Raw genomic sequence first — 21,903 nt, 5'->3', positions numbered from 1 at the left:
AGGTTGCAGCACCCGGCCGCGTTACCTTCCGTTAAAGTGTTACCCGGGATTTCCAATGCGAGCAACGCGTCGTCTTGATCTTTCAGCGGTAGAGCGCGCACTGCGCGAGGTGCAGGGCCGCTTTGCCGAACTCAGCCGGCATTTCACCGAACCGCGGGACCCGTTTACCGACGAGGTGCTGCTGAACGTGCTTGAAGGCTACGCCCTGATTGACGACTATGTCGCTCGCGGTATCGACCTCTTCGACCTGCAACAGCTGAACCTGATGCTGGAAATCAATGCCACCGTGCTGTGCGGCAGCGACCCGGCCCGTCGCCTGGAATATGCCCCGCACCTCGCCGCAACCGAGGCGCACTTTTTCAACAACGTCGAAGGTGGCATCAAGGACTTGTACAACTGGTACTGCTCGTACCGCAGCGATTCGGTCTGGAAGCGGGCAGCCGGTGTTTATGTACGAATCCTCAGCAAGCCGCAGTTGTTCATCGAAGGCAACAACCGTACAGGTTCGCTCATCGTCAGCTACCTGCTGATGCGTGCCGGCTTGCCGCCTTTCGTGCTGTCGCTGGACAACGCCGAGGGTTACTTCAACCCGTCCTCGGTCATACGCAACTCCGCTAAACACGGTGTAAAGGCTTTGTACGAACTACCCAAGATCAAGAAAAAGTACGCCGCTTTCCTTGAAGAGAAGGCGCCTGAGCCCGGCAAGTTCTTCCTGAGCGGCACGCCCGTGCCTGCCTGCGAGGGGCGCCGCTGATGCAACGTTACTCCATGTTCGCACGCGGGCGCCAAGCCCTTGAACGCAAGCTCAAGCGTGGCCAGGTACGCATTTCGTTCGATATCGACGACACGCTCGCCTGCCTGCCCGAGCACGCTGCCGCCGAGGACAGCAAGCTGCCAGGTTTCGTCCATCGCTGGTTGGGCGAGCCCCTGCGCAGTGGCACGCGCTCGCTGATCCGCGACCTGCGCCGCCAGGGTTGCAGCATCTGGATCTATACCTCGTCGGGGCGCACCCCGGCGTACATCCGGCGCTGGCTGATGCTTTATGGCATCCATGTCGATGGTGTGGTCAACAGCGACCGGCACCAGCATATCCTGGCCCAGAACGGCCTTGAGCATTCGCCCTCGAAGTTGCCCTCGGCGTTCGATATCGACCTGCATGTCGATGATTCCGAAGGTGTGCGGCTGGAAGGCGTCGACCACGGTTTTCGCGTTGTGGTGGTGTGCCCGAAAGACGAAAACTGGGCACAGAAGGTGATGGACGCGGCGGTCGACGTGCAGGCACGGCTGGCCTGGCAGCAACCGCACCGTTATGAGATGCCCGTGCGCCAGCGTTCGCAGGCGCTTGCTTCCTGAAGGCAGTGGTCAGCGCAATCGGTATCAATGGGGCTGCTTTGCAGCCCTTCGCGGGCTTGCCCGCTCCCACAGGTCTGGCGCTGAGTTCAAGAGATGCGTGATCCCTGTGGGAGCGGGCAAGCCCGCGAAGGGCCGCAAGGCGGCCCCAGTTCGTACAGTTGTATTGATACCCGCCTGCTATTCATGCGTACACCTTAGGTCTTGCCTCCTGGCCAGACCCGGTAGCGCGACCAAATCATCACGCCGCATTCGCCAGCCCAAGGCCGCTACCCGCTCCCCCCAAAGCAGCGTATCTGGCCATTTGGCCACTTCCGATAATCGCCTCCGACATCCAGTCCCCGTTTGGAGCGCGCCATGCACAACAACAATAAGCAACTGCCGCCTCGTTTCCTCGCAGCCGCCATCGCCAGCTTTTCTGCCCTGGGCCTGAGCGGCATCGCCGAGGCCGAGATCATGCTGTACGACAAGGACCAGACAACGTTTTCCACCGACGGTTACATCAACGCCTTCTACGTCAACAGCGAGGTCGACCGTGAGGGCGAACAGTTCGACCGCCGCCAGTCGCGGGTGAAAATGGGCTTCTTGCCCAACTACCTGGGCTTCAACATGGGCAAGCAGGTGGATGACCTGAAACTCGGCGCGCGTGCCTCGTTCTGGGTAACCATCAATGACAGTGAAACCAACGGCACCGACACCGCCATCGACGTGCGCCAGTTCTACGGTACCGTGGCCAACCCCGCGTGGGGCGAGGTGCTGATCGGCAAGGACTTCGGGTTGTTCGCCCGCTCCAACATCCTGCTGGACGAGCTGCTGGCCGGTTATGGCCAGGTCAGCGACACGCTGGGGCTGGTGGACGGCGGCGGGGTGTCGTTCGGCAACATCGGCAGTGGTTACCCGTACCCGTTCCCCACCTCGCAGATCACCTACCGCACCCCGGTGATGGACGGCCTGCGGGTGGCGGTGGGCATCATGGACCCGGTAGACACCAACGACAGCAGCCCGACCGGCAAGGCCTACCAGGAAAACCCGCGCACCGAAAGCGAGATCACCTACCAGTTCGACCTGGGCGGGGCGCAGATCTACAGCTGGGTCAACGGCAGCTACCAGACCTCCGACAATACCGATTCGACGGTGGAGTCTATTACCTCCAAAGGTGTCGGCTATGGCGTTCAGGCCAAGATGGGCGGGCTGTCGCTGACCGGCTCTGGGTTCCAGGCCAAGGGCATCAACCCGTTCTTCACCAACAACGCGGGCGAACCGGTTTTGCGCAATGTCGACAGTGACGGCTACCTGCTGCAGGGCTCGTACAAGTTCGGCAAGAACCGCGTGGCGCTGTCTTACGGCAAGACCAAGGACGATGGCAATGGCGCGGTAGGCAGCGGGGCGGACTACGAGACCCGCGGCGTGGCGCTGTTCCATGATGTCAACGACCACTTGAAGCTGGTGGCCGAGTACAACCAGTTTTCCATCGACGGGCATGACACCAGCGCGCAGAACGAAGACACCGATACCTTTGCGGTGGGTGCGGTGTTGACCTGGTAGTGATCTGCCCGGTTGCCACGGTCATTGTAGGAGCGGCCTTGTGTCGCGAAAGGGCCGCAAGGCGGCCCCAGGATTTCAGCACTGATGCACAAGTTTCCGGGGCTGCTTTGCAGCCCTTTCGCGACACAAGGCCGCTCCTACAGGGGCCTGCGCATCCTGCCTGAACTACATCCATGGAACCGCCCACCCACTACCCAAGTAGCATTCGTCCCCCTTGCTCACCTTCGTACACTGACCCCTCAGCCACCCGCGCCGGAGACCACGATGCAGCAGGCTCAAAACGACGGTGTGGTCAGTGCCATGTCCCAGGCCACCGATGCACGGCTGGCCGCCCAGGACCTGGCGCGGCAGTTGCTGCACCCGCACCTGGGTTTCGTGTTGTTCTTTTGTTCCGCCGAATACGACTTGCAGGCGTTAGGCGAAGCGTTGGAACAGGATTTCGGCGGCATCCGCCTGGTCGGCTGCACCAGCGCCGGCGAAATCACACCGCTGGGCTACGGCCGCAATTGCGTCACGGCGGTGGGCTTTGATCACCGGCATTTTTCCATCGCCACCGAGCTCATCGATGAGATGGAGCACTTCAGCCTGATCGACGCGCAGCAGATGGTCGAGCGCCTGGTCGGCACCTGCCGCAGCAACACCCTGGCGCCGATCAAGGGCCACAGCTTTGCCCTGACCCTGCTCGACGGCCTGTCCAGCCGCGAGGAGATGGTGCTCGCCGCGCTCAGCGCGGCATTGGGGGACATCCCGCATTTTGGCGGTTCGGCCGGCGACGACAATTACCTGACCCGTACCCATGTGTATTTCGGTGGCGCGTTCCACAACGGTGCCGCAGTGGTGGTGCTGGTGAATACCTGGCTCGATTTCGAGGTGTTCACCACCCACCACATCCTGCCACGGCAGGAAAAACTGGTAGTAACCGGCGCCGACAGCGCCCAGCGTCGGGTCTACGAGCTGAATGCCGAGCCTGCTGCCGAGGAGTACGCCCGGCACATCGGCGTGCCGGTGGCTGCGCTCGACTACCGGGTATTTGCCGCACATCCGCTGGCCGTGCGCATTCATGATCAGTATTACGTGCGGGCGATCCAGCAAGTGCACCCGGACCTGAGCCTGAGTTTCTACTGCGCGGTAGAAAACGGCATCGTGCTCACAGCCATGACCCCGGGCCCGCTGTTGCCGAACCTGCACCAGCTGTTCGACGGTTTGCACCAGCGCCTTGGCCCGCTGCTGCTGACCATCGGTTGCGATTGCTTTCTGCGGCGCCTGGAGCTGGAAGCCCATCACGGCCTGGAGCCGGTGGGTGCGTTCTTGCGCGAGCAGCGGGTGATCGGCTTCAACACCTACGGAGAACAGTTCAATGGCATGCATATCAACCAGACCTTCACCGGGGTCGCCATTGCCCGCAACCGGCCTCCTGTCGGGCGCTGAACTGCAGGCCGAGGTCAGCCGGTTGCAGCACGAAAACCACAAGTTGCAGCGGATCAACGGCGCGTTGATTGAACGCATCGAGTCGGGGGTAACGCGGGGCAACGACCCCTATGCGGCGTTCCAGCATTCGGTGGTGCTGGCCGAGCAGGTGCGTGAACGCACCGATGCCCTGAACCAGGCCATGGCTGAGCTCAAGGCCGTCAACCGGCTGCTGAGCGAAGCCCGACAGCGGGCCGAGACCGCCCACCAGCACCAGATTCGCCTGATTACCGACAATGTCCCAGCGCTGATCGCTTACCTGAATGCCGATCTGGTCTACGAATTCACCAACAAGGTTTATGAAGAATGGTATTGCTGGCCGCACGGCGTGATGCTGGGCCAGAGCCTGCGAGAAGCCCACAGCGAGCAGCATTACCAGCGCCTGGAAGCCTATGTGGCGCGGGCGTTGGCGGGGGAGTGCGTCACCTTCGAATTTGCCGAAACCAACATCAATGGCCAGGAGCGCTACATGCTGCGCTCCTACGTACCCAACCGCCTGGCCAATGGTGACGTGGTGGGTATCTTCGTATTGATCCGCGACATCACCGAGCGCCGCAATACCGCCCAGGCGCTGCACCAGGCCTATCAACACCTGGAGCAACGGGTACGCGAACGCACCGCTGAACTGACCAGCCTCAACGACCAGTTGCTACGTGAGATCGAGGAGCGTAGCCGGGCCGAGTCGCGCCTGCGCGAGGCCAAGCGCGAGGCCGAACAGGCCAACCTGTCGAAAACCAAATTCCTCGCTGCGGTCAGCCACGACCTGCTGCAACCGCTGAATGCGGCGCGGCTGTTCACCAGCGCGCTGCTAGAGCGCCGCGAGCCGCAAGACAGTGCCCACCTCGTTCGAAATGTCAGCAACTCGCTGGAGGATGTAGAGAACCTGCTGGGCACCCTGGTGGATATATCCAAGCTCGATGCCGGGGTGATCAAGGCCGATGTCGCCCCGTTCGCCCTCAGCGAACTGATGGACAACCTGGCTGCCGAATATGCCCAGGTGGCGCGCTGCGAAGGGCTTGAACTGCATTTTGTGGGCTGTTCGGCGGTGGTGCGCAGTGACATCCAGCTGCTGGCGCGCATCTTGCGCAACCTGCTTAGCAACGCCATCCGCTACACCCACAGCGGGCGCGTTGTGTTGGGTTGCCGGCGCCAGCGTGGCGGCCTGCGGATCGAAGTGTGGGACAGCGGTATCGGCATTGCCGAAGAGCACCTGGAAGAAATGTTCCAGGAGTTCAAGCGCGGTGATGTCCAGCGCCCGGACCAGGACCGCGGGTTGGGCCTGGGCCTGGCGATCGTGGAAAAGATCGCCGGTATCCTCGGCCACCGGATCCGGGTGCGTTCATGGCTCGGCAAAGGCTCGGTGTTCGCCGTCGAAGTGCCGCTGAGCGCCACCGCGCCCAAGGCCCAGCCAAGCCCGGTGATGTGCGAGCCGATGCTCGAACGCTTGCGTGGGGCGCGGGTGTGGGTGCTGGATAACGATGCGGCGATCTGCGCCGGCATGCGCACCTTGCTGGAGGGCTGGGGCTGCCAGGTGGTCACGGCGCTGTCGGAGGAAGACCTGGCGCGCCAGGTGGACAATTACCACGCCGAGGCCGACCTGCTGATTGCCGATTACCACCTGGACAACGACTGCAACGGTGTCGATGCCGTGGCGCGGATCAATGCCCGCCGCGCTCAGCCGCTGCCGGCGCTGATGATCACCGCCAACTACAGCAACGACCTCAAGCAGCAGATCCGCGAGCTGGGCCATACCCTGATGCACAAACCGGTGCGGCCGATGAAGCTCAAGACGGCGATGAGCCACTTGTTGGCCGGCAGCATGACATAGCCGCTGGCCTCTTCGCGGGCTTCTGTGGGAGCGGTTCACCCGCGAAGAGGCCGGAACAGGTCAGCGGCGCAAGTAATCAGCAAAATCGATATCGCCGGCACTCAGGATCGCCTGTACCCGGTTGTGCACATTGAGCTTGCGCAAGATAGCCGAAACATGCGCCTTGACCGTGGTTTCGGCGATATCCAGCGTGTAGGCGATCTGCTTGTTCGATTCGCCCTTGGTCATGCGCTCAAGCACCAGCAGCTGCTTGCGGGTCAGCGCCTGGAGCATTTCCGGCGGGAAGCTCGGGGTATCGTTGTGGCGCCGGCTGGTGCTGCTTTTTTGCGCGCGGATGATGTCCGGTGGCAGGTAGACATTGCCATTGAGGATCTGCTCGATCGCTTCGATCATCTGTGAGCGTGGCGAGGACTTGGTGATGAAGCCCACGGCACCGTAGGTGATGGCCTGCAGCACGATCTGCTTTTCCTGCTCGGCCGAAACGATCACTACCGGGGTGGTCGGCGCCTCGTTGCGCAGGGTGATCAGGCCATTGAGGCCGTGCATGCCGGGCATGTTCAGGTCGAGCAGGATCAGGTCGAGGTCATCGTGCGCCTGGGTCAATGCCAGGGCGCTGTCCAGGTCGGCCGTCTCCATGACCTCGCTGCCTTGAAAACCATCGCTGATGACGTTGTGGATGGCTTCGCGAAACAGGGGGTGATCGTCGGCAATCAGAATTTTGTACATGGCCTTTTCACCTTGTTTTTATTGGATGGGCACGCGTTCGCAGGCAAGTGTTTCAGGGGAAGGGCACGGGCTGCGCCGGCTGCAGCGGCAGGTTGGCCTGCTGCCAGGCGTCCAGGCCGTCGCGGTACCAGTACAGGTTGTCATAGCCCAGGGCTTTTGCGCGTTTTACCGCGTTCCAGCTTAACCAGCAATCGGAGCGGCAGTAGAAGACCAGCGGTTGCTCCGGGTGCCCGGCAGTGGCTTTTTGCAGGTTACGCACGAAGTAGTCCTGCCAGGCCGGGCTCAGTTCGCCGTCGCCGGTGTTGGCCAGCCACATGCTGCCGGGCAGGTTGCTGTGTGGTTCGTCTTCGATGAACCGGCCTTGCAGCCATTGCCGGCGGTAGACGTCAACCAGCACCGGCCTGGGCGTCTGGGCCAGCAGGCGTTGCAGCGTGGCGGTGTCGATGACCTGGCCACCTTCGACCTGTTGCGGGGTCGGGCTGCGATAGAGGGTGGTGCGATAGCCTTCGGCGGAGAACAGCGGCGTGGTGTCGGCGTGGGCGACGCCCAGCGACAGGCTCAGCGAAAGGGCAGCCAACAAAGGGCGCAGGGCACGTGGCATGGTTTTATCCTTTTTGTTATAGGCCCATTACATGCCAGTGGCGGTGCGTTGTGAATGCGACGATTAGACAGCAAAGGCAGTACTAAAGTAGTAGCTTGCGGTTAGAAAGGGAGCTGCCCCTTCAGCCCTGACGCGGACCCTTGTAGGAGCGGCCTTGTGTCGCGATGGGCTGCGCAGCAGCCCCGGCAATTCAAGCAGTGCAGCTGAAATCCCGGGGGCTGCTGCGCAGCCCATCGCGACACAAGGCCGCTCCTACACAGAGCAAGCAACAGAAGCTCAGCGTGGCTTGCGCAGCGCCGCATGCTGGGGGTTGAAGGTGAGTATCGCCAGCAGGGTAAACAAGGCGGTCAACCCCAGGCACACCGCCAGCGCCAGCAGGTTCAGCCGCTCATAAAGGGCAAACCGCACCAGTTCCACGGCATGGGTAAACGGGTTCACAGCACACAGCCAGTACAACCACTGGCTGGCCTCGCGCATCTTCCACAGCGGGTACAACGCCGAAGACAGGAAAAACAGCGGGAAGATCACGAAATTCATCACCCCGGCAAAATTCTCCAGCTGGCGGATCGCGTTCGACAGCAACAGCCCCAAGGCGCTGAGCATGAACGCCACCAGCAGCAATGCCGGCAGCGCCAGCAGCAGGCCGGCAGCCGGTGGCTGCACGCCGTAGAGCCAGGCGATGGCGAGGAAGGCATAGACTTGCAGCAGGGAAATCAACGACGTCGCCAACAGCTTGCTGCCCAGCAGGAAAGGCCGGGGCAATGGGCTGGTCAAGAGCACGCGCATGCTGCCCATCTCCCGGTCATAGACCATCGACAGCGAGCCCTGCATGCCGTTGAACAGCAGAATCATGCTGGCCAGCCCCGGAATGATGTACACCTCGTAAGGAATATAGGTGTCGTAGGGCTCGATGATGGCAATGCCCAGCGCCGCGCGAAACCCGGCGGCGAACACCAGCAACCACAGCAGCGGGCGCACCAGGGCACTGAGCAGGCGCGTGCGCTGCAACACGAAGCGCAGCCATTCGCGCAGCATGATGCCGTTGAAACATTGCCAGTAAGCGTTCATCGGGCATCGGCTCCTGAGTGGGCGTTGGTCAGCCGGGCAAAGGCGTTGTCGAGGTCGCCGCCGTGCTCCAGGCTCAGCGCATCGGCGGTGCCACTGGCCACCAGGCGGCCCTGGTGCAGAATCAGCAAGTCATCGCTGGGCTGCACTTCGTCCAGCAGGTGGGTGGCCCACAGCACACTGAGCTGCTGCTCGCGGCACAACCCGCGCAGGTGCTGGTTGAGCGCCAGTCGGCTGGCAGGGTCCAGGCCGACGCTGGCTTCGTCGAGCAGCAGCAGGCGCGGTTCATGCAGCAGCGCGCGGGCAATTTCCACCCGGCGCCGGTGGCCGATGTTCAGCTCGCGTACACGATCGCGGCGGCGTTCGCCAAGGCCCTGGCGGGCCAGTTCGGCTTCGACCCGCAGGTCGCTCTGGCGCCGCGACAGGCCATGCAGCGCGGCGTGGTAACGCAGGTTCTGTTCAACGCTCAGGTCCAGGTCCAGGGTGCTTTGCTGAAACACCACGCCCAACTGGCGCAACGCCGGGCGTGCAGCGTTGCGCAGTGAGCAGCCGTTCACGCGGATGTCGCCGTGCTGCAGGTCGTAGAGGCGGGTAAGCAGGGCGATCAAGGTCGACTTGCCGGCGCCATTGGGGCCCAGCAGTGCGGCGAAGCGCCCGGGCGCCAGGCTGAAACCCACCTGCTTGAGGGCTTCGCGCTGGCCGTAGGCGAAGCTCACATCACTGACGTCCAGGGCGTTCATGGTGTTACCACCACGCCCCAGGGGTAGCGCCCGACCTTCACCGACTTGAGCACCTTGAGGTTCTTTGCGTCGATCACCGAAACATCGCCACTAACCCCATTGGTGGCCAGCAACTGGCGTTGGTCCGGGGTGAATGCCAGTTGCCAGACCCGCCGCCCGACCAGCAGGTAGTCGAGTACCTCGTAAGTCTTGGCATCGATCACCGCCACATGGTTGGCCGGGCCCAGGGCGACGAAGGCGTACTTGCCATCTGCGCTGAGCTTGATGCCCACCGGCTGGACCTTGTCCGGGTGAACGCCCTTGATCCGGAAGTTCAGGGTTTTCAGCACCTGGCGGGTGGCCACGTCGAGGATGGTCACCGTGCCACCGATTTCCGCCGAGGCCCACAGCCGCGAACCGTCGTTGTCGAACTCGACGAAACGCGGCCGCTGATCGACCAGGGTGCTGTCGGCCAGGGTCTGGGTGCTGGTGTCGATCCAGTGCAGCATGTTGGTGGTTTCACTGGTGTTGACGGCCCACTTGCCATCGGGGCTCACCGCCATGCCTTCGGGTTCGATACCAACGTCGATCTGCCCGAGCACCTTGTCGGTGACGGTGTCGATCACCGTCACCAGCGCGTCGTCCTCATTGGACACGTACAGCCAGCGGTCGTTGGGGTGCAGGGCGAACTGCTCGGGGTCCTTGCCCGAGGGCAGCTCCTTGATGATCTTGCGGGTGGCCACGTCCATCACCTGCACCCGGTCCGAATCGCTGGCGCAGATGTACAGCAGCTTGTTGTCGTGTGACAGTAGCAAGCCGCGCGGGCGCTGGCCCACCGGCAGGGTCTCGGTGACTTCCAGGGTTTGCATGTCGATCAGGCTGAGGCTGTTGTCCTTCTCGTTGGAGACCCAGGCAGTGGCGGCCATGGCGTGCCCGCAGGCCAGCGCCAGGGCGCCCGACAGCAGGCTGGGGTAAAGCAGGGCCCGGTGGAAGAGAGGGCGGCGCATGGCGAATTCCTTATTGTTGTGGTTATCGGGTCAGGGGTAGCTGCAGGTCACTTCGGGCTTGTCGTAGCCCAGGCTGTCCATTTCGTTGAAAGGGTGCAGGAAGCCCTCCTGCGGCGAAGTGCTGACCAGGGCGCGCGGCTGCACCAGCGGGATTGGCTGGCGCAGTTCACCATTCCATGGGCGGTAGCTGAGCTTGCGGCCCTTGAAACCATCCAGTGGCAACTGTTCGCTGAGCAGCAGTTGTTGTAGCGCGCGGGGTTCGGCCTGGCGCAGCTTGCTGGCTGCGCTGGCAATGCTGCGCACGGCCATCCAGGCGGCAAAGTCGCGGTCATTCATCCAGCGCCCGGCCTGGGCTTCGAAGCGTTTTTGCAGCTGCGCTGCGCCAAAGGTTTCCACGGTCTTGTGCCAGCCTGTGGGGGTCAGGCCCTGGGTGCCGGCCACGGGGCGGGGGTACCAGGTCTGGTAGGGCAGGTACTCGCCAAAGTCGCCGCGCTCGTCGGCCACCAGCACCACGTCGTATTCGGCGGTTTGGGTGAACAGCGGCATGTCGGCCTGGGCGCTGCGGCGCTGGTCGTTGTCGAAGGTCCAGGTCTTCTCCGCGACCAGTTGCATGCCAAAGCGCTTCACCGAACGGCGCAGGGCGGCGGCGTAGGCCTGGTCGTCTTCGGTCTGGCCAACCACCAGCAGCGCCCGCTGCCACTTGCGCAGCACCAGAAATTGCACCAGCGCATCGGCCAGCATGGCCCGCCCCGGCAGGCTGTGCAGCACATTGCCCAGGCACTGGCTGCTGCGCAGGCTGTCGTCGGGGCTGCCGGCGTTGAACAGCAGGCTGTCGGGCAGGGCGGCAGACAAAGCGCGCAGGCTGGCGGCCGGGGCATTCACCACAAACAGCCGCAGGCCTTGGTCGTGCTGCGCCTTGGCCGCCTGCAGCAGCGCTTCGGGGCTGTCGACCGTGGCGTTGCTCAGCTGGAACTGCTGCTTCAGGAAGCGCCCGGTGCTGTTACTGTCGACAATCGCCAGCTCGGCACCTTGCCGCCCGGCGTCGGCAGGCTCAGGAATGACATTGGACAGCAGCGGGCCGGGGTCGGGCCGATAGCCCAGGTAGCCGATGCGCACTTGCAGGGGTGCGGCGGGCTGGCCCTGAGCGGCGGCCGTCAGGGGCGCAGACAAAGTCGCGGCCAGGGCCAGCAGGCAGGTCAGGGCAAGGTGGGCAGGCTGGCGCATAACACACTCCACGGCAGATGGCGTCAGCATAGGAAGCCCGCCGGGAGGGGGGAATATGCAGAAAGTAGCGCTCGGCCGGTACCAAGGTAGTAATTCGGCGCGGGTGCCGCGGCTTTAGCATGGGGAGCACGATGGGCCCCGACGCCCCGAGGAGAATCGCCTGTGCGCCTTGTCAACCTGTCGGCCCTGTGGCGGATCAACCTGTGGGTCACGTTCTGTTTCGCTTTGGTGGCGCTGGCCTGTGCCGGCGTGTTGTTGCACCAGGCGGTGGCTGATGTAGAACGTGAGTTGCAGTCTGCCGAAGCGGTGGTGGCGTACCTCGGTGACACTGCCGAACACGACCCGGCAAGCCTGCAACCCCGGCTGACCCAGAGCCTGCGCCATGTGCGGGTGCACTGGCTGGCGCCGGGTGAAGCGCCGCGGTTACCGCCGCAAACCGGGCTGGATGCCTGGCTGGGCCACCAGCTGTTTGGCGAGCGCCCCAGCAGCAGTCGGCTGCTGGAGCTGAATGACGGGCGCCGGGTGTTGATTGCGGTCGATCCGCGGGATGAGATCGACGAAGTCTGGGACTCTCTGCAGCAACTGCTTGGCCTGTGTGGCCTGGCCTTGCTGTTGAGCTTGCTGACCATTCGCTGGGCGGTACGGCGGGCCATGGGCCTGCTGGATGAGCTGCTGTGCGCCTTGCGCCAGGTTTCGGGCGGGCAGTTGACTGCGCGCTTGCGCGAGGCGGGCCTGCCGGAGGCGCGCCAGCTGGCGGCTTACTTCAACCATATGACCGCGACGCTGGAACAGGCTCGGGGCGACAATGCGCAGCTGACCCAGGCCCTGCTGGCGGCACAGGAGCAAGAGCGTACCCAGCTGGCGCAGGCGCTGCACGATGACCTGGGGCAGTACCTGGCAGGTATTCGTGCCCAGCTCTGTCTGTTGCGTATGGTGGCCGAGCAACCTGCGGTGGTGACACAGACGGCGCACGACCTCGAACTCAATTGCGAGCGCCTCCAGCAAGGTTTTCGCGCCCTGGTGCACAACCTGTATCCGGTAGCGCTGCACTACATGCCGCTGGGCGAGGCGTTCGGCCTGCTGGTGAGCCAGTGGCAGGCCAGCCAGGGCATCGAATGCCGGCTGCGGGTTGGCGAGCACTTGCCGGCGCTGCCCGGGGCGAGCAGAACGCACTTGTACCGCTTGCTGCAAGAGGCGCTCACCAACGTCGCCCGCCATGCCGGCGCCAGCCAGGTGCGGGTGCGCCTGCAGCGCAGTGCCAAGGGTTTGCGCCTTTTCATTCGCGACAATGGCCGCGGTGCGCACCCGCCCCAGCGCCCAGGGGTAGGCCTGCACTCGATGGCCGAGCGCGCCCGCAGCCTTGGGGGGGAGCTGCGCATCTTGAGCCGCCCGGGTGGCGGCTGGGCGCTGGCCCTGAACATCCCCAAGGAGGTGTGATGAATATCGTATTGGTCGATGACCATGCTGTGGTCCGCCAGGGCTATGCCAGCCTGCTGCGCACGGTATTGCCGGCGATGCAGGTGCGTGAGGCCGCCAGTGGTGAAGAGGCCTTGGCCCGGGTGCAGGAGCAAGTGCCGAACCTGGTGATCATGGACTTTGGCCTGCCGGGTATCAGTGGCCTGGAAACCACCCGCCGCCTGCGCCAGCGCTTGCCGCAGCTGCGGGTGCTGTTTTTCAGCATGCACGACGAGCTGCCACTGGTGCGCCAAGCGCTGGAGGCGGGGGCCTCGGGCTACCTGACCAAGAACTCGGCGCCCGAGGTGTTGATCGAGGCGGTGCAGCGGGTGTTGGCCGGGCATGCCTACATCGAACAGCCCTTGGCTACGCAGTTGGCGTGCATGTCGCAACAAAGCACCAGCGACCCGCGCTTGCAGCGCATGACCCAGCGTGAACTGGAGATTTTCACGATGCTGGCCAAAGGTACGCCGATGCGGGTGATTGCCGAGCAGCTGTGCATCAGCGCCAAGACTGTGTCCAATCATTTGACCTTGCTCAAGAGCAAGTTGCAGGTCAGCTCGCATGCCGAGCTGGTGCACCTGGGCATCAACCTGGGGGTGGTGCGGGTGGCGGGGTGAGGTGTGTCAGCTGCGCTTGCTGGGGCTGCTTCGCAGCCCATCGCGACACAAGGCCGCTCCCACAATGACCGCGTACATGCCAACTGCTGTGTGTACGCGGTCATTGTGGGAGCGGCCTTGTGTCGCGATGGGCCGCAAAGCGGCCCCTGCTAACTGAACTCATTTGTCCCATGTATCCGGGCATCCCTTGCACCCCTCCATGTTGGCCTCCTGGAAATTCCCGTAATGCTGCCGCGCCCCGCGCAAATCGGCACGCGCAAGGTTGCTCTGGCCAAACTTGGCCTCTTGCAGGTTGGCATCGCTCAGGTTGGCCCCTTGCAGATCAGCCTTGCTCAGCCATGCCATCTCCAGGTCCGCCGCCTGCAAGTTGGCCTGCTGCAGCTTCGCCCCGGACAGCCTGGCGAACTGCAAGTAGGCTGCACTGAGGTCGGCCTTTTCAAACTGTGCCCCTTGGGCGAACAAGCCCCAGCCCTGAATGGCCACCAGCTTGCTGTTGCTCAGGTCAGCCACACGCAGGTTGCTCTGTTGCAGGCTGGCGCGGGTCAGGTTGGCGCCCTGCAGCCGGGCTTTCTCCAGGTTGGCCAAGTCCAGCCGGGCATGGCGCAGGTCGGCATCACGCAGGTCGGCGCCGGCCAGGTTCATCTTGCGCAGGTCCTGGTTGGCCAGCTTGGCACCGCGCAGGTTGGCCCCCGGGCACTGGCTGGCTTCGGCAATGACGCAGCCATTGATGGTCAAGGGGGCATCGTTGCTATCGTCCTCGGCACTCACGGCCAAGGCAGGGGACAGTACCAACAGCAAGGCAAATGGCAGGTAGTTCATGGCAAAAGTTTCCTGGCGGAAGGTGGGCAAAAGCGGGGAGGAGGCTGGCTCGCTCCCCGCTGGCAGTCAGCGCTGCGCAGTCTTGTTGTCCCAGCTTGGGATCTTGAACACCCAGAACGAGCCGCCCTGAGCCACTGGCTTGGTCAGCTCGGCCATGTCGCCGCCCCACAGCGGCACGGCGCCGCCGTAGCCCACGGTCACGCCGATGTACTGCTCGCCGTCCTGCTCCCAGGTGATAGGCGGCGAGACGATACCGCTGCCGGTCTGGAACTTCCAAAGCTCCTTGCCCGTCTTGGCGTCGAACGCCTTGAAGAAGCCGTCGCCGGTGCCGGTGAACACCAGATTGCCCTTGGTTGCCAGTACACCCGCCCACAGCGGCAAGTGCTCCTTGTGCTCCCACACCAGCTTGCCGGTGGTCGGGTCCATGGCGCGCAAGGTGCCGACATGGTCGTCGTACATGCGCTTGATACGGAAGCCCATGCCCAGGTACGCCGAACCCTTCTTGTAGTTCACCTCTTCGGTCCAGTATTCCTCTTTCCACTGGTTGCCCGGGATGTAGAACAGGCCGGTGTCCTGGCTGTAGGCCATCGGGTTCCAGTTCTTGCCACCCAGGAACGGCGGCGAGACTTCCACCGGTTTGCCCTTGGTTTCACCCGGCAACGGCTTGGCCGGGCGTTGGCCCGGGTTTTCTACCGGGCGCCCGGTCTTCAGGTCGATATGGCTGGCCCAGGTGATGTTGTCGACGAAGGGGAAGGCGTTCTGCAGCTTGCCGTTGTTGCGGTCCACCACGTAGAAGAAGCCGTTGCGGTCGGCGTGCCCGGTGGCCTTGACCACCTTGCCGTCCTTGTCCTTGTAGTCGAACAGTACCAGCTCGTTGTTGCCGGAGAAGTCCCAGGCATCGTTGGGGGTGTGCTGGTAGAACCACTTGACCTCGCCGGTACTCGGGTCGACGCCGACCTGGCCGGAGGTGTACAGGCTGTCGAAGTCATGCGGGTTGCCGTCCTTCGATGTGCGCGCCCAGGTATTCCAGGGGCCAGGGTTGCCAGCGCCGACAATGATAGTGTTGGTTTCGGGGTCGAAGCTAGCGCTTTGCCAAGGGGCGCCGCCGCCGTGGCTCCAGGCTTCGACCTTGCCGGTTTCGGTGGTTGGGTCGTCTGGCCAGGATGGCGCCTTGACGTCGCCAGTCGGGGTGCTGTCCTTGCCATTCAGGCGGCCCATGTGGCCTTCGACGAAGGGCCGCATCCACACCTCCTCGCCAGTGTCCGGGTCGCGGGCGTACAGCTGGCCGACCACACCGAATTCATCGCCCGAGCTGCCATGGATCAGCAGCACCTTGCCGCTGGTCTTGTCTTTGATCAGCACCGGGGCGCCGGTCATGGTGTAGCCGGCGCTGTGGTCGCCGAACTTCTTGTTCCACACCACCTTGCCGGTGTGCTTGTCGAGGGCGATGAGCCGCGCGTCGAGGGTGCCGAAGTAGATCTTGTCGCCGAAGATGGCCGCCCCGCGGTTTACCACGTCACAGCACGGGCGAATGTTGTCGGGCAGGCGGTGGTTATAGGTCCACAGGCGTTTGCCGGTCTTGGCATCGAGGGCAAATACCCGCGAGTACGAGCCGGTGACGTAGACCACGCCGTCGCTGACGATGGCCTGGGATTCCTGGCCCCGCTGCTTCTCGTCGCCGAAGGAGTACGACCAGGCCGGGGTCAGCTTGAACACGTTCTGGTCATTGACCTGGGCCAGCGGGCTCCAGCGCTGGGCATTGGTGCCCATGCCGTACTGCAGCACGTCCTTGGTGGTCAGGTGGTCGTTGGCGATGTCTTCCCAGGTGACGCTCTTGCCGGCAGGTGCAGCAGGTGCAGTGGCCGCTGTTGCCACATTGCCCAGGGCCAGGCCACCGGCCAGTAGCAGGACGCGCACGCTCAGGGCCAGGGGGGAAAGGGCGGGTAGCGATCTTATTGTCATGGTTGCAGTTCCCAGTGGAGGTTTTGGCCTGCACAGGGTGGGGCGGGGGCGCTGTCGCGGGATACGGAAAAAGTCCCGCCCTTACCGGGAATAGTTCCCGAGCGGCACCTCAATTGGCCCTTCGCCACAAGCCCTACTACCAAGGGAGTAAGGCCCGGCCACCAAAGCAGCATTCGAGCGCCCGCAGGCTGTTTCTAAGATGGCGGCACGGCCTCTGTGGTTGAGGCTTTGCGTGCAATGGTGAGGGCATAACAATGACAACAAAACGCAATGTGTTGCTTGCTGCAGGGCTGCTGGCCGCGGTGGTGCTGACCGGTACGGCCTTTGCCCATGGCAACGTGGTGCCCCAGGCGGTGGAGACCAAGGGCCTGACCCCGATCAAGGACGCAGGCGTAAGCCTGGACGGCGACGGCTGGGCGGCAGTAAACCCTTACCGCAGCTCGCCCGAGCACGACAAGGCAGTGGAAATCGGCGCCTCGGCCTACAACCAGAACTGCGCTGCCTGCCATGGCCTGGAGGCCAAGTCCGGCGGTATCGCCCCCGACCTGCGCATGCTCGATGCCGGTGACGCCGGGGATGAATGGTTTGTCGAACGGGTACGCCATGGCGCAGTCCGCGATGGCCGTGTGTACATGCCGAAGATGGCCGACTACCTCAGCCAGGAAGCCCTGTGGGCGGTGCGCACCTATCTGGACAGCGTGCACGTCGAGGAGTGACGGCCATGCGTCTCTTTGCCGTGTGGCTTTGTAGCCTGCTGCTGTGCTGCACGACGGCCCAGGCGCAGGTGCGCAACTACGACGCGATCATCGCCGCCGGCGAGCTGAAAGTGGCGGTATACAAGGATTTCGCGCCGTACAGTTTCGAGGAGCACGGCAAGCCACGGGGTGTCGATGTGGAGCTGGCGCAGGCGTTGGCCACCGCTTTGGGGGTGCGCTTGCAGCTGGTCTGGGCACCGCCCGGGGAAAAGCTCGACGACGACCTGCGCGACTATATCTGGCGCGGCAGCCCGCTGCGCCACCAACAGCTGGCCGACCTGATGATGCGGGTGCCCTACGACCAAGCCTACGCACAAAAGCGCAACGAACTGGGCGAGCTGGAAAACGCCCAGGTGGTGATGTTCGGCCCTTATCAGCAAGAGCGCTGGCAGGTGGCCTACGACCAGCGTCGTCTGAAGTCTGTGGCCAGTGTGGCGGTGTTCCAGCAGCACCCGATCGGGGTCGAAGTGGACAGCGTGCCTTCGTTCTACCTGACTTCGGTGTTCAACGGCATGCTCAGTGCCAAAACCCACCATTACCCCGGCGTGCAGCAGGCGTTTAGCGCCATGCAGGCCGGCCAGGTGGACGCGGTAATGGCGATGCGCGGCGAAGTTGACTGGCAGCTGCACCAGGCCGCCGACCCGCAACTGGCCCTGGCGGAAAACGCCTACCCCAACCTGGGCAAGCAGGCCTGGGAAATCGGCATGGCCGTCCATGAAAGCAACCGTCAGCTGGCCTATGCCGTGGAAGAAGCCCTTGAGGCGATCATCCGCGATGGCCGGCTCAAGGCGATGTATGCAACTTACGGCCTGCGTTACGAGGTTCCGGAGATGTATCAGTAACAAATTGCCCAGGCCCGCGGATTCGCGCAGGCAACACAACTCCCTGTGGGAGCGGGTTCACCCGCGAACACCGGCGAAGCCGGTGCCATGCACCGCGTCGGATTCTTCGCGGGTGAACCCGCTCCCACAGTGGCCTTGGTACCCCTGAAGATCCTGTGGTGATCCATGGGAGCGGATCATGAACTTGAAAGCGACTTTCCTGCTGGCCTGCTGGATACCCTGGTCAGCCCAGGCTGCCACCCCAGCCCCCCAGACGGACCCGGTGCCCTCTGTGATGTGGGACTTCTACCACAAGCAGCTGCTGGGCCAGGCCGCGTTCGTCTTCGATGACCGGGTCAAGCTGCTGGCGCCGCCCTTTGCCGAGGACGCACGGCAGGTGCCGCTGGAGATCGACGCCCGGGCATTCGCTGGCGAGGTGGTGCGGATAATCGCCTGGGCCGAGCTCAACCCATTGCCGCGCATTGTCGACTTTCAGCCCGGCGAGCGCGTGTTGCCCTGGTTGTCGATCCGCATCCGCATCGAACAGGCCACCCCGCTGCGCGCCGCTGTGCTGACACGCGACGGCCTGTGGCACGTCGGCTCGACCCTGATCGATGCCGCCGGCGGCGGCTGTACCGCGCCCAGCGTGGTGCGCACGCAGCCTGGTTGGGAAGAACACCTCGGTGAAGTGCTGGGCGGGCGCTACCCGCGCGGCGACAGCAGCCGCTTGCGCTTGCAGGTGGCCCACCCGATGGACAACGGGCTGGTCAGCGGTATTCCCGAGTTCTTCCTCAACCATGCCGAGTTGCAAGACGCGAACGGCCAGCGCCTGGCCAGCCTCGAGCTGTACCCGGCGGTCAGCGAAAACCCCAACCTGGGCTTCGATATCCAGGACGCCGGGCCGACCCGGCTGCTGTTGCAGGACAACAGCGGCAACCAGTTCGAAGCGGCAGTGCCCTGAGCACATTGCCCGTTTTCACCCCTGACCAGAGGCGCTCCTCATGCGTTGGATCATGCTGTTGTTGCTGTGCCTGGGGCTGCCGGCCCAGGCAGACCTGGACTATCGGCTTGCGCCCCGGCAGATAGCGGAGGGCACCTGGCTACTGGAGGGCAGCACTGACAACTTCGGCAAGGCCAATGGCGGCAATATCGTCAATACCGCGTTCATCGTCACTGACAGCGGTGTGGTAGTGATCGACAGCGGCCCGTCGAAGCGTTACGGCGAAGCGTTGCGCCAGGCGATTGCCGCCACCACCGACAAGCCGGTGCTGGAAGTGCTGCTGACCCATCATCACCCTGACCATGTACTGGGCAACCAGGCCTTTGCCGATGTGCCTATCGGCGCCTTGGCCGGTACCGGCGACTTGCTGCGCCAGCAGGGCGAGGCCATGGCCGAGAACATGTACCGCCTGGTCGGCGACTGGATGCGCGGCACCGAAGTGGTGCTGCCGGCCCGGGTGCTGCAGCCGGGAGTCCACGAGGTGGGCGGGCACCGCCTGCGGTTGCTGTCGCTAGGCGGGCATACCGGCGCCGACCTGGCGATTCTGGACGAGAAGACCGGCGTGCTGTTCGCTGGCGACCTGGTGTTCTACGAGCGTGCCTTGACCACCCCCAACAGCCCGGGGCTTCAGGTGTGGCAAAAGGACCTGGACACCCTGCAAGCCCTGCCCTGGAAACAGCTTGTGCCCGGGCACGGGCCGGTGGCCAGCGATGCCCGGCCGTTTGCACAGATGCGTGATTACCTGGGCTGGCTGGACGGGCTGATGCGCGACGGCGCGGCGCGTGGCGACGACATGCCCGAGATGATCCGCAGCCCCATCCCCGAACGCTTTGCCGGGATCAGCCTGACCCGTTATGAGCTGATTCGCAGTGTCAGCCATCTGTATCCCCGCTACGAACGCCAACAACTCCAGCGCGTCGACGCCAACCCCTGAAGCGACCCCCAAGGGATCGCGCATGTCTTGGGGACGCAGCCCTGTACCAAGGAACTAGAAAACTCCGCACTGCGGGCAATTGTTGGCGAACTGGCGGCAACCAAGAATTCCCGGCACACCGGGAAATTTTCCCGGGCACAACAAAAAAACCAAAGGTAGCCGTCATGACCCGATCCCCGCGTCGCCCCATGTTCGCCGTGAGCCTGGTGTTCAGCGCCACGCTGCTTGCCGGTGCAGCCCACGCCGCTGTCAGCAATGAAGAAATCCTCCAGGACCCGAAGAACCCGCAGCAGATCGTGACCAATGGCCTGGGTGTGCAGGGCCAGCGCTACAGCCCGCTGGACCTGCTCAATGCCAACAACGTCAAGGAACTGCGGCCGGTGTGGGCGTTCTCCTTCGGTGGTGAAAAGCAACGCGGCCAGCAGGCCCAGCCGCTGATCAAGGACGGGGTGATGTACCTGACCGGTTCCTACTCGCGGGTGTTCGCCGTGGATGCGCGCACCGGCAAGAAACTGTGGCAATACGATGCACGCCTGCCGGATGACATCCGTCCCTGCTGCGACGTGATCAACCGCGGCGTGGCGCTGTACGGCGACCTGGTGTTCTTCGGCACCCTGGACGCCAAACTGGTGGCCCTGAACAAGGACACCGGCAAGGTGGTCTGGAGCAAGAAGGTGGCCGACCACAAGGAAGGCTATTCCATCAGCGCTGCGCCCATGATCGTCAACGGCAAGCTGATCACCGGCGTCGCCGGTGGCGAGTTCGGCGTGGTGGGCAAGATCCAGGCCTACAACCCGGAAAACGGCGAGCTGCTGTGGATGCGCCCCACCGTGGAAGGGCACATGGGCTACGTGTACAAGGACGGCAAGGCCATCGAAAACGGTATTTCCGGCGGCGAGGCGGGCAAGACCTGGCCCGGGGACCTGTGGAAGACCGGCGGCGCTGCGCCCTGGCTGGGCGGTTACTACGACCCGGAAACCAACCTGATCCTGTTCGGCACCGGCAACCCGGCACCGTGGAACTCGCACCTGCGCCCCGGTGACAACTTGTATTCCTCGTCGCGCCTGGCGCTGAACCCGGACGACGGCACCATCAAGTGGCACTTCCAGAGCACGCCGCATGACGGCTGGGACTTCGACGGCGTCAACGAACTGATCTCGTTCAACTACAAGGATGGCGGCAAGGAGGTCAAGGCCGCTGCCACGGCCGACCGCAACGGCTTCTTCTACGTGCTGGACCGCACCAACGGCAAGTTCATTCGCGGCTTCCCGTTCGTCGACAAGATCACCTGGGCCACCGGCCTGGACAAGGACGGCCGGCCGATCTACAACGACGCCAGCCGCCCAGGCGCACCCGGCAGCGAAGCCAAGGGCAGTTCGGTGTTCGTCGCCCCGGCGTTCCTCGGCGCCAAGAACTGGATGCCGATGGCCTATAACAAGGACACCGGGCTGTTCTACGTGCCCTCCAACGAGTGGGGCATGGACATCTGGAACGAAGGCATCGCCTACAAGAAAGGCGCGGCGTTCCTCGGCGCCGGCTTCACCATCAAACCGCTCAACGAAGACTACATCGGCGTGCTGCGTGCCATCGACCCGATCAGTGGCAAGGAAGTATGGCGGCACAAGAACTACGCGCCGCTGTGGGGCGGGGTGCTGACCACCAAGGGCAACCTGGTGTTCACCGGCACGCCGGAAGGCTTCCTGCAGGCCTTCAACGCCAAGACCGGCGACAAGGTCTGGGAATTCCAGACCGGCTCCGGCGTGCTTGGCTCGCCCGTGACCTGGGAAATGGACGGCGAGCAATACGTGTCGGTGGTCTCCGGCTGGGGCGGCGCGGTGCCGCTGTGGGGTGGCGAAGTGGCCAAGCGGGTCAAGGACTTCAACCAGGGCGGCATGCTCTGGACCTTCAAGCTGCCCAAGCAGTTGCAGCAAACGGCAAGCGCCAAGCCGTAATGCAGTGGCCTGAGGCAAGCGGCCCTACTACCAAATGACGAGAGCCCCGCTGC

At 63.9% G+C, this 21,903-nt stretch carries 20 protein-coding genes; 12 read left to right on the top strand and 8 right to left on the bottom strand.

What is annotated here, in order from left to right; all coding sequences use genetic code 11:
* Positions 1-55: 55 nt before the first annotated feature.
* The 5 genes from ABI582_RS00865 to ABI582_RS00845 all read left to right on the top strand — a co-directional run bounded on the left by ABI582_RS00865 (position 56) and on the right by ABI582_RS00845 (position 6,190).
* Positions 56-754 (top strand): hypothetical protein, encoded by a 699-nt coding sequence (locus tag ABI582_RS00865; RefSeq protein ID WP_442118094.1) that lies wholly within the window; start codon positions 56-58, stop codon positions 752-754.
* Complete coding sequence (locus ABI582_RS00860; RefSeq protein WP_338747096.1) at positions 754-1,353, top strand: hypothetical protein; 600 nt, start codon at positions 754-756, stop codon at positions 1,351-1,353. Before ABI582_RS00865 ends, ABI582_RS00860 begins: the two co-directional genes overlap by 1 nt.
* Before the next feature lie 354 nt (positions 1,354-1,707).
* The gene (locus ABI582_RS00855) at positions 1,708-2,895 is read left to right on the top strand and encodes a porin (protein ID WP_442118093.1); all 1,188 of its coding nucleotides are present in this window, start codon (positions 1,708-1,710) and stop codon (positions 2,893-2,895) included.
* Between the two features lie 264 nt (positions 2,896-3,159).
* Positions 3,160-4,323, top strand: coding sequence for a nitric oxide-sensing protein NosP (gene nosP / locus ABI582_RS00850; RefSeq protein WP_442118092.1), 1,164 nt, complete (start codon positions 3,160-3,162; stop codon positions 4,321-4,323).
* Complete coding sequence (locus tag ABI582_RS00845) at positions 4,292-6,190, top strand: PAS domain-containing hybrid sensor histidine kinase/response regulator (protein WP_442118091.1); 1,899 nt, start codon at positions 4,292-4,294, stop codon at positions 6,188-6,190. The genes nosP and ABI582_RS00845 overlap by 32 nt, the downstream gene beginning before the upstream one ends.
* A 60-nt stretch (positions 6,191-6,250) precedes the next feature.
* Here the strand turns inward: ABI582_RS00845 and ABI582_RS00840 are convergent, their stop codons facing one another.
* From ABI582_RS00840 to ABI582_RS00815, 6 genes are all read right to left on the bottom strand, one after another.
* Entirely contained in the window at positions 6,251-6,916 is a 666-nt protein-coding gene (locus tag ABI582_RS00840) for a response regulator transcription factor (RefSeq protein WP_016500232.1), read from the bottom strand.
* Between the two features lie 52 nt (positions 6,917-6,968).
* On the bottom strand, positions 6,969-7,517 hold the full coding sequence (locus ABI582_RS00835) for a PQQ-dependent catabolism-associated CXXCW motif protein (protein ID WP_442118090.1): 549 nt from the start codon (positions 7,515-7,517) through the stop codon (positions 6,969-6,971).
* A gap of 276 nt (positions 7,518-7,793) precedes the next feature.
* Positions 7,794-8,585 carry an ABC transporter permease gene (locus ABI582_RS00830; RefSeq protein WP_442118089.1) on the bottom strand — a complete coding sequence of 264 codons (792 nt, stop codon included), beginning with the start codon at positions 8,583-8,585 and terminating at the stop codon, positions 7,794-7,796.
* A complete protein-coding gene (locus ABI582_RS00825) occupies positions 8,582-9,322 on the bottom strand; it encodes an ABC transporter ATP-binding protein (RefSeq protein ID WP_442118088.1) in 741 nt (246 codons plus the stop codon). Before ABI582_RS00825 ends, ABI582_RS00830 begins: the two co-directional genes overlap by 4 nt.
* Positions 9,319-10,308: a YVTN family beta-propeller repeat protein gene (locus ABI582_RS00820; RefSeq protein WP_442118087.1), complete on the bottom strand. Its 990-nt coding sequence runs from the start codon at positions 10,306-10,308 to the stop codon at positions 9,319-9,321. Before ABI582_RS00820 ends, ABI582_RS00825 begins: the two co-directional genes overlap by 4 nt.
* 30 nt (positions 10,309-10,338) lie before the next feature.
* A complete protein-coding gene (locus tag ABI582_RS00815) occupies positions 10,339-11,532 on the bottom strand; it encodes an ABC transporter substrate-binding protein (protein WP_442118086.1) in 1,194 nt (397 codons plus the stop codon).
* A gap of 162 nt (positions 11,533-11,694) precedes the next feature.
* Between ABI582_RS00815 and ABI582_RS00810 the strand changes: the two genes are divergently transcribed.
* A complete protein-coding gene (locus ABI582_RS00810) occupies positions 11,695-12,969 on the top strand; it encodes a histidine kinase (RefSeq protein WP_442118085.1) in 1,275 nt (424 codons plus the stop codon).
* Complete coding sequence (locus ABI582_RS00805) at positions 12,969-13,607, top strand: response regulator transcription factor (RefSeq protein ID WP_442118084.1); 639 nt, start codon at positions 12,969-12,971, stop codon at positions 13,605-13,607. Before ABI582_RS00810 ends, ABI582_RS00805 begins: the two co-directional genes overlap by 1 nt.
* 159 nt (positions 13,608-13,766) lie before the next feature.
* Here the strand turns inward: ABI582_RS00805 and ABI582_RS00800 are convergent, their stop codons facing one another.
* Both ABI582_RS00800 and exaA read right to left on the bottom strand, forming a co-directional pair.
* A complete protein-coding gene (locus tag ABI582_RS00800) occupies positions 13,767-14,426 on the bottom strand; it encodes a pentapeptide repeat-containing protein (RefSeq protein WP_442118083.1) in 660 nt (219 codons plus the stop codon).
* Positions 14,427-14,492: 66 nt separating this feature from the next.
* Positions 14,493-16,388 carry a quinoprotein ethanol dehydrogenase gene (gene exaA, locus ABI582_RS00795; RefSeq protein ID WP_338747107.1) on the bottom strand — a complete coding sequence of 632 codons (1,896 nt, stop codon included), beginning with the start codon at positions 16,386-16,388 and terminating at the stop codon, positions 14,493-14,495.
* Between the two features lie 254 nt (positions 16,389-16,642).
* Between exaA and pedF the strand changes: the two genes are divergently transcribed.
* From pedF to pedH, 5 genes are all read left to right on the top strand, one after another.
* Entirely contained in the window at positions 16,643-17,104 is a 462-nt protein-coding gene (gene pedF / locus ABI582_RS00790) for a cytochrome c-550 PedF (RefSeq protein WP_442118082.1), read from the top strand.
* A 5-nt stretch (positions 17,105-17,109) separates the two neighbouring features.
* Complete coding sequence (locus ABI582_RS00785) at positions 17,110-17,985, top strand: substrate-binding periplasmic protein (protein ID WP_442118081.1); 876 nt, start codon at positions 17,110-17,112, stop codon at positions 17,983-17,985.
* 178 nt (positions 17,986-18,163) lie between these two features.
* Positions 18,164-18,925, top strand: coding sequence for a quinoprotein dehydrogenase-associated SoxYZ-like carrier (locus ABI582_RS00780; protein ID WP_442118080.1), 762 nt, complete (start codon positions 18,164-18,166; stop codon positions 18,923-18,925).
* Positions 18,926-18,965: 40 nt separating this feature from the next.
* Positions 18,966-19,898: a quinoprotein relay system zinc metallohydrolase 1 gene (locus ABI582_RS00775; protein WP_442118079.1), complete on the top strand. Its 933-nt coding sequence runs from the start codon at positions 18,966-18,968 to the stop codon at positions 19,896-19,898.
* Between the two features lie 164 nt (positions 19,899-20,062).
* Positions 20,063-21,850 (top strand): PQQ-dependent alcohol dehydrogenase PedH, encoded by a 1,788-nt coding sequence (gene pedH / locus ABI582_RS00770; RefSeq protein WP_442118078.1) that lies wholly within the window; start codon positions 20,063-20,065, stop codon positions 21,848-21,850.
* Positions 21,851-21,903: the final 53 nt, after the last annotated feature.

Source organism: Pseudomonas sp. SAS7, assembly GCF_052112345.1.
Classification (GTDB): Bacteria; Pseudomonadota; Gammaproteobacteria; order Pseudomonadales; family Pseudomonadaceae; genus Aquipseudomonas; species Aquipseudomonas putida_Q.
The sequence above is the reverse complement of the archived record's forward strand: the minus strand, read 5'-3'. Positions and strand labels throughout refer to the sequence as shown.